The sequence below is a fragment of the Lysinibacillus sp. NPDC058147 genome, from assembly GCF_042884205.1.
Lineage (GTDB): Bacteria > Bacillota > Bacilli > Bacillales_A > Planococcaceae > Lysinibacillus.
This window is the reverse complement of sequence record NZ_JBHVUJ010000015.1, coordinates 20,971-35,852: the sequence shown is the minus strand read 5'-3', so window position 1 is coordinate 35,852 and position 14,882 is coordinate 20,971. Positions and strand designations below refer to the sequence as shown.

Here is a 14,882-nt window from a genome sequence, read left to right as displayed (position 1 = left end):
TTACGCAATAAAATCACCACCAATTAGCTTTAAATCCATACGATGGTCTGACTCTTTAAAAATATGCTTACAGGTTTCAACCATCATAAAATGAGCTACAGTTATGTCACCAAGATACATCTTAACGGCAACTTGGCTACCACCTCGTATTGTTGGATCACCAAATACTTTATCAATGTGTAATTTTCTTGATTTACGGTTATAAAGCTTCAACATACCATCAGCTTTAGCCTTACCATTTGCGTTTTCGTCAAGCTTTTCAGTCATTTGCAAGACACCCCATTCGTTGATATTTGAGCTGTCTTGAGCTATATAGATTTCGCGTTTTCCAGTCTCCTTATTTTCGCGAATTAATTTGATCTTGTTATACGTGTTCTCATCGATGGATGTCGTATACTCGAATGTTTCTCCTGAATCTTCATCTATGAGTAAATCCGATTTTAGCATCTTGATATTCCGTAGATTTAGTGAGCCGTAGTCGTCATACAGTACATATAAATCACCTGTATTTAAAGTTGTATCTGATAAAGCATTATCCATAATCGTAAAAAGCTCTTGATTATCCTCAACTCTAGAAGCAATTACATGCTTTGTATTTGCAACAATACCTGTTTTTAATCTAAAGTCTTCAGCAATCATTTGAAGTACTTGAGCAGCCGTTTTATTGGCGTAGACATAAGTGTCTTTATTCTTAAAGTAGCGTAATTGATCGTAGCAAGTAACACTGATAATACGGTTGTTGTTACGTTTTTTAATAAACACAAAACCAAAGAATATCTTATGGCCATCGTAATCAAAGCGAACAGCATCACCCTCGTAAAATCCAAGTGATTCATCTTTAACAATGTTAAATGTCAACTTACCTGGTGTGCCTTTACGATGTGTTTCCCACTCAATACCTTCCTCTACAGCACACTCAAATATACGACCTCTACTCATGATGAATAATTGTGATTTAGCCAAGTTTAATCACCTGACCTTCTTTAATAACGTTAGGATTGTTGATGTTATTGAGCTTTGCTAATTCTGGATATTTAGAGCCATCACCTAAATACTTTTTAGCGATCGCCCACAATGTGTCACCTTTTTTTACAGTATACGTTTTAGGCGTCTCTTTGCCTGTTGTAGGACGTTTTTCTTCAACGACAGCATTTTGAGTTGTCGTAGAACTAGAGGCACTAGTTGATTGTGTAGCAGGTTGTACAACAATTCGTTTATTGCCGTATGATCGATATTGTTTTAACTGAATATTTACCATCACATCAAAGCCATAATCAGCGGATTCTTTAATCTCGTAATCTTCAATTGTAACTGTCATATTGGTGTCAAATAGCAGACTGCCGTTCGGCATCATGCGATTAACAATAAACTGAAATGGCTTATCTGAAATTTTTAATTTTTCGAGTTTATCAAGGTAAAACGTAGCTGGTTGAAAGCCATTTGGATAAATAGAAAACGGATATTTGACGTTTGGGAGTAATACCTCAAACTCAATATCCGTTAAGCCTGTTTTCTTGATTACGTTTACTTCGCCATCATTCATTAATACGATTGTTTCGTTACGTCCATTGATTTTTGTACTTAGCTCAGGAGGTGCAACAGGAAACTGTACACCGTCTACAAAAAAGTTATACATCTTCCGCTGGACCTCCTTCTGCTAACATTTGTGCTGCCTCTTCAGCTTTTTCAGTGAAACGATCAACAATGCCATCAATGTCCATTTCATTATTGATATGATTTTCACTTCGAGCATCTATTTTAATCTCAGCGGTAGTATATCGATTGATTGCTTCTCGTTCAGCGATGTCACGAAGATATTTCAAATCTTCTCCTGAGCCCTCCATCGATTTAGCCATTTCCGCTGTATTGCCAGCTGTTTTAGCACCGTTGCGGTTTCCTTTGTCTAACTTGTCTCCAAGACCTTTACTAGGACCTGCAGCATCCTTCATGGCGTTTTTCATTGCGTTTTCTATTGCTTTGTCAGTATTACTCTTGTCGACACTTTTGTCGTTACTAAATAAATTTTTTCCCCAATTGTAACCTGTATCATAAGCAGCACCTAAAGACTTCATTTCCATTTTAGGTGCTTCCCAGTAATCCGCAGGAGCTTCGCCAACCCAATCTTTCAACGCACCTTTCATATTATTTAAATCACTTGTGATAGATTTACGGTGTGAAAACTCAGTTCCTGCTTTTAAACCAATTTGGGTAGCTATTCCATCTGGCAACAAATTAATAAACCAATTCCATGCCTGTATAGCTAAATTTACTGCATCGATAATGGCATTCACGAAACTAGTAGCGAAACCATCCCATCCTGAGGTCATCGAAATTATTACATCTAAAACATTTGAGGCTAAATTGTAAAACAATCGTTTAACAGCGTATGTTTTATTTTTTGAAACATTTGCAAAAAACTCAATAAACGAAGCCCATATATTCCAAATATAGGATATAACATTATAGATATGAGCACCGAGCATCATGAAGAAACCTGCTATTGCACCTGTAGCACTATAAGATGTACCTGCGAAATGGTTTATTACAGCTATTGCTAAATAGAAAACCCCGATTAAAGCAATTATTAAAAGTATTATCCATGTTAAAGGACATGCGTATAGCGCTGCATTTAACCCGTATTGAGCAGCTGTTTGAGCAAAAGTTGCACCCGTAGCCATCATTGTAGCTGCTGCCTGTCCTGCTTTTCGAATTGCTAAAATACCTTCCCAAAATGCGACAGCCATAGTTATTACCTTAGCAATTGTTAGAACAGCCACGTATGCCATAATCGCTGCAGTTACTGTACCAATTACTGGCCCTATGATTGACCAATGATCATAAACAAAACTTCCTCCTGCAGTCAAAATATCCATAGCAAATGTTGCCACTACCGCTAGATTTTCCATTGCTCCAATTGCATTTTGCATCATATTCCTTAATTTATCACTATTTGCAATTTCGTTTATTTTGTCTAATACACCTCTAAAAGCCCACATTGCTTCATTCTTAAAATCTGTCCATAATTGAGCCCAAGTATATGGCATACTATCAAACTTATTATTAATATCATTAGCAGCTGCAAACATAGCAGCTTTGACTACTTGGGCTGTTATTTGACCATCACTTGCCATTTCTCGAATTTTTCCAATTGAAACACCAAGATATTTTGCAATGTTTTGAATTATTACTGGAGTAGCTTCAAAAACAGCATTTAATTCTTCACCACGTAGTACACCACTACCCATCGCTTGGGTTAGTTGCAGGGTCGCCGAAGCTATACTTTCTGTATTTGTACCAGCTATTACAAACTGCTTATTTATCAATTCAGCAAAAGCAACTGTTTCGGCATTAGTTTTAAATGCATCCCCTGCATTCATTGCTAATTTAGCAACCATGTCAGCGGTATCGGCATATGCACCACGTGAACGTTGTGCACTGTTAAAAATCATTTGTTGTAAATCAGCAGTTGTCTGTAACCCATCATTAATTAAATTTAATCGTGCAGTGGTACTGGTCATTTCATCTGACAATTTAAAAATATTACCAACTGTTTGAAAACTTAAATATGCTGCTGCAATACCCATAATTTTGTTTAATAATCCATCGGCTGCACTAGTGCCATCTCTAATGTTATTCGTAAATCTTTGTTGAGCATTACTAGCGTTATTAACTTCATTTTCTATTCGGTTAAAATGTTCAGCAGCCTTCGCTAACTCCCTTTGGGCTAACTGCACACTAGATGTATCCATCATTCGCCCAGAAGCTGCATGCATCGCTTCCATTTGATTTACCATCATCGAAACAGCGTTGTGCATTGCTCTCATTGGTTGGCTTAAATGATCTTGGATTTGAATTGCTGTGCGTATTGTTGCCAAGAAATCACATCCTTTATGGCATAATAAAAAGCACTCAAAATGAGTGCTTTGGTATTTTCAGAACATTTTTTGAATGAATGATTTATAGATTTTTTCATCAATTTCAATAAGGCTTTTCTTTCCGTCTTTAAATTCCACTGCTATCACATGCGTTCCTTTACTTTTGGCAGTAAGTCCTGCTAATAAGCCTACAGGTCCTAACAATGCACCGCCAACTAACCCCCTTGTAATACCAGAAGCTGCACTTTTGCGATGTTCTTCTGTTATTACTTCATAATTTGATACATTTTCTTTTGTGAGTTCAATTGGAGGTTGTTTAGGATTTGTATAAACACCGGGCGTTACAAACCCCATCACTAAACTTCCTTCATATTCACCAGCAATAACCTTATTCTGAGCCACTATAATCCCTCCTTTTAAAAATAATTAGAGTCATATGTGAATTTAGCAATTCCAAAATTCTTGTCTTCTATCTCTTGAATCCACACATCATCAATCTTATCGGAAACAGGACTATATCTTAAAGCATAATTTGTATCTGCTACTTTCTTTAATTGTTTATTAGGCTCAATTCCGAATAAAGGAAAAATATCATCTTTCTTCTCAAAATTCATTGTAGAATCGTCATATCCCCAATATTGACCTGAATAAACGTTAAGTCTTGTAACAACGTCATCAAATAATAGAAATTCAAACTTATTTTTTTCGTAAATATACAATTTACCTACAATACTTTGTTTAGTTTTTGGTACTAACCACTCATAATTCTCGACTTTTTCAGGCTTCCCCATAATCTCAACTAATTGAGCACTATTAATTTTACTAAATTGTGTAGCATTAATAATGGGTTCAATTGACTTATCTGAACTTTCACTTGAATTTTCTGAAGAACATGCGCTTAGTATAACCAAGAAAAATAGTGTCAATATTACTTTCAACTTTCTCATAAAATCCCTCCTCATAAACAAATATACCTAATATGGAGGGATTTCACTATATCAAAATGGCATAATTGGATATTTATCGCTTTCTCCGTCTTCTACCTTTGCCTTTTCCGCCTTTTTTAGCTTCTTTTTCCTGTTGTTCATCAGCATCTTTCTTAAGTTGAACAGCAGCTATAACAAACGCTTTTTCATGTCTCGGGAGAGCGTCATATTCAGACGGCCACTTGTGCAATTTATGCAAACAATAGTAAGCAATATTTGCATCATAGTCGCCGTCTTCAATTAGTTTTTTGCTTCTTCTACAAGATCATCCATACCTGTGTCGAAACCGTTGATTTTTTGAACTGTAGCTAAGTACTCATCATACTCACCTGGTAACAACATCTTTTTTAATAATTCCTTAGCGCCCATTACCCCATATGAGTTCTGTAGATCTTTATCATGAAGATTAGGGAATACAGTACATTTAACAGCTAGATCAGTTAAGTATGCCGTGTAGTTGGTTTCAGGTATCATGACATTTTTTTTGCCCGGTACCGGCATTCGTTTTGTATTATCTTTACGCAATTGATCATCTTCATCTGAAGTGATTGCTTGGACTTCCCACTTAATAGGCTTACCGTCTTCGACAAACCGTTTTGATACAATAACCTTCTCGTTTTCTGGTTTCAATGCGTTTTGTGCTAAAAATGCAGTTAAATTTGTCATATATAATCACCTTATCCTTTTCTTTTAATTTAAAAAGAGCACACTTTGTGAGCTCTAGTCTTATAACATTTCTTTTAACATCGAGAAGGTTTCAGGCATATCCCAATCCTCAAATGTAAAGTCAATGGAATCTTCTAAGTAATCTGCATCAGCATCTAATGCAGCGATGATGCCACCATCCATATTACAATCTTTTAAGATAGTTGTTTGGCGACCAACTGTTGATGAACCATCCTCATTAGTTACTTGAATATCAAAGTAAACATCCTCACCAGTATCTTTGTACTGTTTTAATAATTCACGGAATATCGATGTATTAAAGTAGAATGTTGCACTACCTGAATACTCAGCGCCTGTTGCTTTGTTACCTTTACTAATGCGTCCCATGATTGGCACCTGTGTCTTAGTTTTTTCCATGTTAGCTTCTAAATTGATTAACTGAGCGAATAGATAACGGTTATTTTTAATCGTTACATACGCTCGGCCTTGTGCACCATGAATGGCATCACGAGCATGCATGGTTGTATTAGCGAAATACTGAAGATCCAGTGGAATTAGCATTTTGTTTGATTTCATTATGATTACCTCCCTTAGGCCACCATCGTTGTGATATAAAGTTGTGACATCGCTACTGTTGGGTCCACTACTTCATTTACCACGACAGCTTTCTTAGATTCTCCTTGTTCTACAGTAAGTTCGTCTTTGTTATAATTTTGAATCGCACGAATACGTTGCATTTCCATTCGATGTGCGCCGATATCATTCCATAAAGAAATACGACCGTCTTGGTCATTTGGTACCTGACCTAGATAACGGGTATTGAATAGATGCGCTGTATCTATTGCAATTTGATCCAGAACACGAATAACTTGGTTCATGCTGATATCTTCATTTTTATCCACTGTGAACGTTGTGAAAGTATTGATATCTTCTAATACTCGAATGTCATCGCCGACGCGATGAAATACGTATTTACCACCTTTTAAAAGCTCTGTAAGTTGAGCCTGTGTCTTTGTTTCAGACATATCAAGAGAATGTTCTCCATCATATTTCTTGTTTGTATTAGACTTATTAACTGCCACACCAGCTTGTGCCCCAGTTGTCCAGTAAACCCCACCAAACACTTCTTCGTTATCACCGATAGCATTGTTAGGAACATCGATAACCCCTTCATGATTGGCAGCTCCTAATTTATGCCCAACGAGTTGGAACTTGCCACCTACTTGGTCGCGAATACGTTTTGTGTATTCGATATATAAAGATTTAATTAGGTTATCCGAAGATAAACAACCTAACGTATTGAAGCCGAATGCTTCTAAAGCGTCTAACGCCTCTTGGTGTGCTCCGCCTGTAATAGCAGAACCGTTTGAACCTCCAGCTAATGGTGTGCCAGCTGTTAATGTAAGTGTTGCATCTGGCTTAAATGTAACGAAATCATTTGCTTTTAAATCAGTAGCAGTAGCAACAGCGATTTGTTCGTCTACTAATACGTTAGCTAATAGAGTTTGAACATCAAATTTCGTTGGTTCATCAACATTTGCTTGAATAACAATCGTAATGTCATTTCCTCGAACACCTTTGTATTTCGCTGTTGCGTAGTCATTTTTAGCAGCTACCGCACCTACAGCAAGCTTGTAGAAAAATACTGTGATAGCATTTTTGAATACATCACGAATACCTTTTAGTTTCGGATCAGTGTAATCATAGCCAAAGATTTTGCGAGAATCTTTTTGTAAATCCTCTTGCGTTACTGCGAATACATCGCCGTCCACGCCCCAATCTAGAGGTATTGGCAGACCTACATAACCACGATCGCTTAGATTTACAAATGCACGAGCTTTACTAATAAAGTTGTGATACGTACCTGGTAGTACTTTGTTTTGTGTTAAAAATGGTCCTCCACCTAATGCCACGTTATTTACCTCCCTTATCAAATTTCTTTAGAATCCCATCCACTTCGGTAAATGAGTATGTTTTATCATCTGCTAGTAATGCGTTTAGTGCATCACGACGAGCAATGTATTTATTACTTTTTATTATTTGTGCTTTTGTAAATTCAGGTGCCTTTTTTGCTTCCTCTGTATTTGACTCATTCTTTGTTGCCACCACATTCACCCTTTCGTTTTTATGTGTTGTTCTAGTGAGCCCATGAAAATCTTTTCTTCGATTTCTTGTAAGAAGAAATTAAAATGAATAAAATTATGACCTATGCCGTCTACTACCTCACTGTTTGCTCCTGTACCAAGCATTAGCGAGCCATTTAACAGTGTTATTTCTTTTAATGCTTGTTGTACCTTCAATGTCATATTAGATGCCTCAGACAAGCCGTTTTTAGGAAAATACTGTACATCAAATAGTGTCGTGGCTTTCCATCGATTGCCGATTTGTCTTTTATGCTCCAACGATAAAAATTGAATTAAAAAAGCAGGAGTCTTAAACCCCTGCGGTACTTCATCAATATATTTTTTGTAATCTACCCCGAAAGCTTCGTGAAGCTTAACAGATATAGCATTTTGAATATCATTAATCTCCATCAAAAGCCTCCTTTAGCATGTTAAACAGTTTTCGCTCAAGAATAGCAGGCGCTTGACGTTCTACTTCGTCTGCTGAAATAGTCATCATAAATCGCCCGTTAACCCAACCTTCGTGATTTCTCGTTCTGTGGCCGAACTCAACATACGAAGCGTATTCTACAGGATTAATGATTTCTATCTCATAAACACTACCAACCTTTTTAGCTTTTAACGAATCAGCAAATTTCTTTACTCCATTTGTACCACCAAATGTTGCACTTAATTCAGCTTCGCGGTGACTTTTTGCAGTCCAACCACGTCTTAAAGTTCCGCCAGTAGTGCCGTCTTCGTAGATACCAACAGGAGTACGTTTAATAACTTTAGCAAGTAACCTAGCAGCCAACTCTTTAGCGGCAGCCTCACAAAACATTGCATAATCTGATTCAGCCAACTTTGCTAACTTTCGTTCAAATGCTTTTAGTTGTCGATAATCAACACGTCCACCTCTGCCCATTATGCATATTCCTTAAATAACTCTAGGACAATTTCTTGATGGTCCATAAAGATACCTGGTTTACCCGAACGTGTATATGCTTCAGTTACATTATCCTGAGTAACGATGATTTTACATCCAGCAGGTATTTTGTATTCATTACCTAATGAAAGTTTGATTTGTTCTGTGATTATAGCTGGTCCACCAGTTGATGAAGAGCTAGTTAGTTTTTCGTGAGATAATTTACATTTAAGGTCCTTGTAAAGCGTTACTTCTTTAGATTGCGTAACATGAGTAACTGGATCTTCTACTTCTAGCCACGACTTCACCGTGCAATTCCCTCTCCAAAGCCTTTCTAATGCCTTACGTCTTGCACTTACCACGTCAACACCCTATAACGAACAAAATCCACTTCGTTGTGCTGTAGATACGCGATAAAGGCATTAAATTGAGCTTCTGGAGTTCTATTTGCTTCAATAGCAAACACTACATTTGTGTCACCATCCTGCACTTGCTTTGCAACAGCTTCAAAGTTAAGTTTTTCGATATCCAGTAAGCCCATTGCTTTTTTTGTAAGCAAGAATTCCCCTACCACCATATCAATAGCTACTTTATTTAATCCTACTGGAATCGCTGTTAAATTGGTTTGGTTATTGATATGGTTAGTTACTTTATCAATAGCATGCTTCAACAACATATCATCCGAACTACTTGGAGCACTAGATAAAGTCACTCCAAGTGCAGATAATCGCATTACTACATCTAGATACATGCGAATCACTCGCTTTCAGACGATTTACTTGATTGTGCAGCCTTCTTCGGTTCTTCTAATCGTTCCATCATTGATTCGTTTAAATGTTTTTCATCAATTGTCAATTCTTCGCCAACTAAATAACGCTCTCCCTTATACCGTATAGGGAAAGCGCCATTCTTAACTTTTACTTTAATGTTTGCCATATAAAATTACCTCCTTATGCAATTGGTTGCGCTTGAAATACATTTTGTGCTTCTGGGAATGATGGGATTGCTGTAGCTGCTGCTTTTGCCCATGTTGAAACAGGATCTTTTCCTTCTTCATATACCATTCCGATTACCTTGCCGATGGTAGTCATTTCAACATCAGAGCCACTTCGGATAAGACGTGATTCTTCTGGTGTTGGACCATATAACGACTCACCAAGAGGTCCATCGCCAAACATTACAAATTTATTGTCTGGGAAGTAACTTTTTGTCGTGTATGTGCCATCAGCGTTTTGCTCACGGTATTTCGTATTTGAATTCGATTCATATACAGCAATAGTAGGTAAACCCTGTTGAGCAAAGAAAGCATTTAAATCTGTTAAATTTGCTACACGTGCAGAACCAGTACCGTATAGGTAACCAATAATCTTAGGATTACGTAAAATAAGAGCTGCAATCTTCTTGGATGTTAGCGCACGAGTTGGTGTAATATCTAGCGCGTCAGACCAACGTTCTAAATCTCCTAAAATATCCTCCGTACCTGTTCCCCATTGGTCAGCTCCAGCAAGTGCTTCTTTATGGTCCACTGGTACTCCATATCCAACTGTAAGGGTCTTTGGTGTACCATCTGCTGTATTCAATGCTAATTTTAATTCACCGGTGCTCAATGCTTGCATACGCATTAATTCAACACTAGCACGAACATCATTTGCAGCTTTGTCGATTAAATTAAATACTCGTTGCATCAAGTATTGTTGCTCCTGTGCAGTTCGTGGGAATTGTAATGCAATTAAATCCTTTTCGGTAATCTGATACTTTTTCTTGATGTAAGCAGCCTCTAACACTTGTTTAGCTGCATCTAATGAGCCAATTTCTGCCTCCGTATCAAAAGAATGCACTTTTGCAATAACAGGCAGTTCATTTGCTCCTACAAGATACTCAAATTCAAGCGTATCGTGTTTAACTTCTGGAAACAGTGTTTCGCCCACACCATAAGTTTGATACTTTCGTTCTTTCATGTAATCTAAAACTGTTTTTTGACCAAATAATTCTAAAATGTCTGGCATATTAGTTTCCCTCCAATTATCGGAATTTAATTTCTTTTAACGTTGTTTTAGCTGCAGCATCTGGGACCGTAGGTAGACGATCTTCTAAAATATAGGCTTCTACAATTAATGAACCTGGTTGTGGTCCATTTGTTACGTCAACATCGGTGTACAAGATGCCCTCTGCAGTAGCGTCATTCGCCGGTAAGATGGTACCTGCCTTTACGATTTTCTTTCCATTCGCATCAGCTGTTACACCTACATCACTCACTAAATACGTAAATGCTTGTACCTTTGATGATGCTAAGAAATTTACACGTTGAAATTTTTCAATTGGTTTTACATATGGCATATATAGCCCTCCTTCTAATTAGTCCCAAGGGGTGTTATTTGTATCACTTGAACTTTTTTCATTCGCCATTTTTGCGAAGTTAGACCCCACCTCACTTGCGCCAGCACCATTGTCAGCACCACCGGCAGGATTCCAACCTTTAAATGTCGGTTGTTGCTTTTCTGGTACAAATAAAAAGGACTTTGATTCTTGCAACGTTTTAAGTTGCTCATCAAGTCCTTTTGTAACTTTTCCATCTTCGCTTAATTCAATTGTTGTTTTATCAATGAGACCTGCTACTAAATCAACATCATGTACTTTATTGTGTAAAGACAGTTTTAGTGCTGCACTCATGCGCTCGTTTTTCAATTGCTGTTCGTATTCCGTTTTAGCTATTTCATTAGCCTGCTGCAACTCAGTGATTGTTATTTGAAGTTCCTCATTACCTTTAGCTTTGTCTTGCAAATCCTTCAACTGAGTTTCATGATTTTTCACTTGATCTTCAAGTGTTTTCTTAGCTTTATTTACCTCATCAAAACGCTCTTTTGGAATCATTGTTCCATATTTACTTATAAGAGCGTCTGCTTGTTCCTCACTTAATCCCAGTGCAATTAAATCTTCTTTTTTCACTTATTTTTCCTCCTAATTCGTTTTTTACAGGTAACGACCTGTTAGGGTATTAAACACTTGTTCTTTAACGTCTACAAGCGCTAAAAAGACGAAAGAAAGCATAATAAAAGCACTCAACCTTTTTTCAGTGGTTAAGTGCTTCTACTCGATAATTTCAATCTTATTTACTTCGTTTTCGTTAAAATTCACTAGTCGTCCTTTAAGCTTACCTTCTATAGGTTTGATAGTTAATTCTTGGACACCTTCTTCACTATCTGCAGGAGAAGTCCAATGATCAACAATTCCTATTAGAGTTTGGTTATCGGTAAAAGTTACTTTAATTTTCTCCCCTGAATCATAAAAAATGCCCACTCTTATCCCTCCTTGTTTGGTTTAATTGGTACTAAATGCGTTCGTTTTTTCGAATGGTGTATTTTTATTTTGTTTGTTTTATAAGTACCATTTTCCGAAACGGCTATACCAACTATATTCTCAACAATGACTATTTCTGTATTTTTTCTTCTTTCATTATGGTCAATTTCAACAACACCTGTTCCAGCATAGTCATTAAATATTTTTTGAACATCCACATCATCGAAGAAGTAACTTTTGCCTTCTGTTTGAGTTGAATCCATATGCGGAGCTTGTTTCTCTGGATTAACCAAGGTTCCAAAGGTTCCGTTTTGAAGATTTGTTTTAACATACAAATTATCTTGCAGTTTATTCCACTCATTACCATTACTATACTTAATATCTTGGAATTCTTCAAAAGATTTAGGTGCAATTTGACCAAGTGTATTTGTGTATTTTTTATACTGATCTTTATCTGTTTTCAAATTGCGTTGCATCTTCTTATTGCGTTCAATCTTCTCTTCGCCATATTCCTCAACTTGCGTTTGATACCAATCTTCATACTTCATATTGCTTGGTACATAATACGTTTTACCATCTAAATCACGCGCTATACGTTCGCTGTAATCATCTTCGAACCATGGAGCTGTAGTTGTTCTACATCGAGGGTGAAACGGATTTGCAGTTACTCCTGGCATAAAATCTTCTTGTTTAAAAACCTTACCGTCCATCGACTGACAAATACTACTCGTTCTACTGTCTAAAGTAGCTATAATTTCATACCTTTCAACGTCTAGTTCACCGAATGCATCCTTTTGAGCAGAAGCACTAAAAAACGCTGATTCAGTCATAACTAGACGAGCAGCGTTTGAACGTGAGGTATTCATTTTTTTAGCTATTGAACTAATCATACGGCCTGGAGCTTCACCTCTGGCTATCGACTGTATAAGTTCAGTGTGCAATGTATCAAGCAACAAATTGCGGTCTCGCCATATCTTTTGACTGAATGTTTGACCATCAGCGGTCCAAGGCTTACTAATTACTTTGGTTAACTTTGTTTCATCCAGCGCTTGTAATGTAAAGCCTATCTCGAAAGCCTTTTGTACTTCAAACGCTGTATGATAATACTGGCTTTGATATACCTCTTTCATTAAATCCTGAAAACCTTCTATTTGCTCTCCATACAATTCTTCTACGTGTTGTTGAAGTTGTAGTTGCAAACTCTCTAAACGGCTTATATGGACACGAGAAGATGCATTTTCGAGTTGTTTCATCCACTTCTGATTAAGAGCATTTTCTTTACCGCGCTTGATGTATTCCTCAACAGTCCATCGGAACTCTTCTAATTCCTCACCCTTTAGTTGCTGTTTTGCTTCTTCAAGAGTCATTTCATTGTTCTCGGCAAAGCGCTGATACCATCGAGCGATATCTTTTTCAATTTCTTGCATTGTTTTTATATAAGCTTTTTCAAGGTCTTTGTAGTAGCTTTCACTTTTCTCATACTGCGCTTGCTCCAACATTTCAAAACGTTTTCGCCAGTATTCTCTACTCTTGGCCATTGTCATCACCAGACTTTGAATTTATAGCCTTAAAATGATCATCATAGCCGTCGAACTCATTAATACGTTCCTGACGTTCTTTCTTGTTTCGTTTTAACTCTTCTTGTACGTCTTTTACATAAGGATGCTGTGCAATCTTTGTTTCTTCAGATAAGTAAGGTGATTTATTTAATACCTCAACAACTTCCATCTCATTGATAAGAATGTCACGATTAAAAATAATATTTACATGTTCACCGTCATAATCACCTTGTCCAGTGTTAGCTAAATGAACATTGATAAACCATAGCAATTCCTCAAAAGATGCTTGGAACTCTATTTCAATACCATCTGCGTCAAGGTCAATTTCGCTGTACATAGCTCTAATGTTTAATTGGTTTGGATTATTTGCCATGCGCTCATCTTTTGCATCATAGCCTCGTCCATTTTCAATTAGCGCCTTTTTAAACAGCGATAAGATAGACTTATAGTTGTCAGCATTAACTTCAATTGTTAATGTTTCAACCCCGCCCTTTGCTCCGTCCGCTGAACGTACTTTAACAGTGCCATATATGGAAAGGTTACGTCTAAATTCTCCCAGGTCTTGTCCATCATAATTGTGAAGCACTAGAATTGTATTTCGCGCATCCTCCTGCATGTTATTTTCAAAGTCACTTAACATGATGTTTATACCGTCTTGTAGCGACTTCACACGTTTAATAAGTGGTATCTCTTTATTGTTGAATTTAAACGGTATCAAAGGTGTCCGTCGCCAATTCATATTTAATTCACTCTCACCATCATTCATAGTGATATAGGTTGATGTTCCCTTTATAACATTTTGTATAAGATGCCCTGCGAACCACTGATAATGTTCCACTCCATTGGCACTATAAACCTCTACTTTTTCCACTACAACCTCTCTATCTCCCTCATACTCTTTAACAGCGTATAAGCGTATTGCGAAGTCAAGAAGTGTTTGCTCTGAATCCTTCCAGAATGGAATGATTTCATAGGGAGGAAAGCGTTTGATAGAAAACTCACCATTTTCATCATAATACGGATATAGCCAGCCAATGCCACCATTTAATGCGTCCTGCCCAACACTTTTTATTGTTCGGTGAAATCTTTTATTGAAAATGTTTTGTAATTTCTTCGAATACTCTTCATTCTTAGTTTCAATTGTTATTGGCTTACCCAGTTGATAGTTTACTTTTTGGTCAACAAGTTTGGCGTACTGGTTATCGAGTATTTTATTGTTTGGAAGGTTATCATTTACCTCTAATTTTCCACCTTTACCAATAATCCAACGTTTACGCTCTAAGATATCCTGCTCACCTTTATAATAATCTTCTCCTATAAGTATCCACTTTCGCTTATCTGACTTTTTGAACTTATTGATCTCGTTTTCTAACCATTTGATATCGGTTATTAAATCTTTTGCACAAGATGTTATGTTTTCATTAATAAAATCAGTGTCTGTACTAACACCCTGGAACGGGAAAAACCCCATG

General features: G+C 37.0%; 20 protein-coding genes. All 20 read right to left on the bottom strand.

The features are described 5' to 3' along the window. The 20 genes from ACFVT8_RS23680 to ACFVT8_RS23585 all read right to left on the bottom strand — a co-directional run bounded on the left by ACFVT8_RS23680 (window position 1) and on the right by ACFVT8_RS23585 (window position 14,881). Entirely contained in the window at window positions 1–963 is a 963-nt protein-coding gene (locus ACFVT8_RS23680; protein ID WP_387080508.1) for an XkdQ/YqbQ family protein, read from the bottom strand. Further along, the gene (locus tag ACFVT8_RS23675; RefSeq protein WP_387080506.1) at window positions 956–1,636 is read right to left on the bottom strand and encodes a LysM peptidoglycan-binding domain-containing protein; all 681 of its coding nucleotides are present in this window, start codon (window positions 1,634–1,636) and stop codon (window positions 956–958) included. Before ACFVT8_RS23675 ends, ACFVT8_RS23680 begins: the two co-directional genes overlap by 8 nt. Then, window positions 1,629–3,875 carry a tape measure protein gene (locus ACFVT8_RS23670; RefSeq protein ID WP_387080503.1) on the bottom strand — a complete coding sequence of 749 codons (2,247 nt, stop codon included), beginning with the start codon at window positions 3,873–3,875 and terminating at the stop codon, window positions 1,629–1,631. Before ACFVT8_RS23670 ends, ACFVT8_RS23675 begins: the two co-directional genes overlap by 8 nt. Window positions 3,876–3,932: 57 nt before the next feature. Next, window positions 3,933–4,277 carry a hypothetical protein gene (locus tag ACFVT8_RS23665; RefSeq protein WP_387080501.1) on the bottom strand — a complete coding sequence of 115 codons (345 nt, stop codon included), beginning with the start codon at window positions 4,275–4,277 and terminating at the stop codon, window positions 3,933–3,935. A gap of 14 nt (window positions 4,278–4,291) precedes the next feature. Next, window positions 4,292–4,822 (bottom strand): hypothetical protein, encoded by a 531-nt coding sequence (locus tag ACFVT8_RS23660; RefSeq protein ID WP_387080498.1) that lies wholly within the window; start codon window positions 4,820–4,822, stop codon window positions 4,292–4,294. A 279-nt stretch (window positions 4,823–5,101) separates the two neighbouring features. Further along, window positions 5,102–5,527, bottom strand: coding sequence for a phage tail assembly chaperone (locus ACFVT8_RS23655; protein ID WP_387080495.1), 426 nt, complete (start codon window positions 5,525–5,527; stop codon window positions 5,102–5,104). A gap of 60 nt (window positions 5,528–5,587) precedes the next feature. Then, window positions 5,588–6,103 carry a phage tail tube protein gene (locus ACFVT8_RS23650; protein ID WP_387080493.1) on the bottom strand — a complete coding sequence of 172 codons (516 nt, stop codon included), beginning with the start codon at window positions 6,101–6,103 and terminating at the stop codon, window positions 5,588–5,590. A 14-nt stretch (window positions 6,104–6,117) separates the two neighbouring features. Continuing rightward, on the bottom strand, window positions 6,118–7,440 hold the full coding sequence (locus ACFVT8_RS23645) for a phage tail sheath subtilisin-like domain-containing protein (RefSeq protein ID WP_387080490.1): 1,323 nt from the start codon (window positions 7,438–7,440) through the stop codon (window positions 6,118–6,120). Between the two features lies 1 nt (window position 7,441). Continuing rightward, window positions 7,442–7,633 carry a hypothetical protein gene (locus tag ACFVT8_RS23640; RefSeq protein ID WP_387080488.1) on the bottom strand — a complete coding sequence of 64 codons (192 nt, stop codon included), beginning with the start codon at window positions 7,631–7,633 and terminating at the stop codon, window positions 7,442–7,444. 5 nt (window positions 7,634–7,638) lie between these two features. Beyond that, window positions 7,639–8,061, bottom strand: coding sequence for a phage tail terminator family protein (locus ACFVT8_RS23635; RefSeq protein ID WP_387080486.1), 423 nt, complete (start codon window positions 8,059–8,061; stop codon window positions 7,639–7,641). Next, window positions 8,051–8,554, bottom strand: coding sequence for an HK97 gp10 family phage protein (locus ACFVT8_RS23630; protein WP_387080482.1), 504 nt, complete (start codon window positions 8,552–8,554; stop codon window positions 8,051–8,053). The genes ACFVT8_RS23635 and ACFVT8_RS23630 overlap by 11 nt, the downstream gene beginning before the upstream one ends. Further along, on the bottom strand, window positions 8,554–8,916 hold the full coding sequence (locus ACFVT8_RS23625) for a hypothetical protein (protein WP_387080480.1): 363 nt from the start codon (window positions 8,914–8,916) through the stop codon (window positions 8,554–8,556). Before ACFVT8_RS23625 ends, ACFVT8_RS23630 begins: the two co-directional genes overlap by 1 nt. Further along, window positions 8,910–9,305: a hypothetical protein gene (locus ACFVT8_RS23620; RefSeq protein WP_387080478.1), complete on the bottom strand. Its 396-nt coding sequence runs from the start codon at window positions 9,303–9,305 to the stop codon at window positions 8,910–8,912. Before ACFVT8_RS23620 ends, ACFVT8_RS23625 begins: the two co-directional genes overlap by 7 nt. Window positions 9,306–9,310: 5 nt before the next feature. Beyond that, window positions 9,311–9,490: a hypothetical protein gene (locus ACFVT8_RS23615; RefSeq protein WP_387080477.1), complete on the bottom strand. Its 180-nt coding sequence runs from the start codon at window positions 9,488–9,490 to the stop codon at window positions 9,311–9,313. Between the two features lie 14 nt (window positions 9,491–9,504). After that, window positions 9,505–10,560, bottom strand: a complete 1,056-nt coding sequence (locus ACFVT8_RS23610; RefSeq protein WP_387080475.1) for a major capsid protein — start codon at window positions 10,558–10,560, stop codon at window positions 9,505–9,507. Between the two features lie 16 nt (window positions 10,561–10,576). Next, window positions 10,577–10,891 carry a hypothetical protein gene (locus tag ACFVT8_RS23605; protein WP_349662177.1) on the bottom strand — a complete coding sequence of 105 codons (315 nt, stop codon included), beginning with the start codon at window positions 10,889–10,891 and terminating at the stop codon, window positions 10,577–10,579. Between the two features lie 18 nt (window positions 10,892–10,909). Further along, window positions 10,910–11,500, bottom strand: coding sequence for a phage scaffolding protein (locus ACFVT8_RS23600; protein ID WP_387080473.1), 591 nt, complete (start codon window positions 11,498–11,500; stop codon window positions 10,910–10,912). 141 nt (window positions 11,501–11,641) lie between these two features. Next, the gene (locus ACFVT8_RS23595; protein ID WP_387080470.1) at window positions 11,642–11,851 is read right to left on the bottom strand and encodes a hypothetical protein; all 210 of its coding nucleotides are present in this window, start codon (window positions 11,849–11,851) and stop codon (window positions 11,642–11,644) included. A gap of 2 nt (window positions 11,852–11,853) precedes the next feature. Next, entirely contained in the window at window positions 11,854–13,389 is a 1,536-nt protein-coding gene (locus tag ACFVT8_RS23590; protein WP_387080468.1) for a minor capsid protein, read from the bottom strand. Next, window positions 13,376–14,881: a phage portal protein gene (locus ACFVT8_RS23585; protein ID WP_387080466.1), complete on the bottom strand. Its 1,506-nt coding sequence runs from the start codon at window positions 14,879–14,881 to the stop codon at window positions 13,376–13,378. Before ACFVT8_RS23585 ends, ACFVT8_RS23590 begins: the two co-directional genes overlap by 14 nt. Between the last annotated feature and the right edge of the window lies 1 nt (window position 14,882).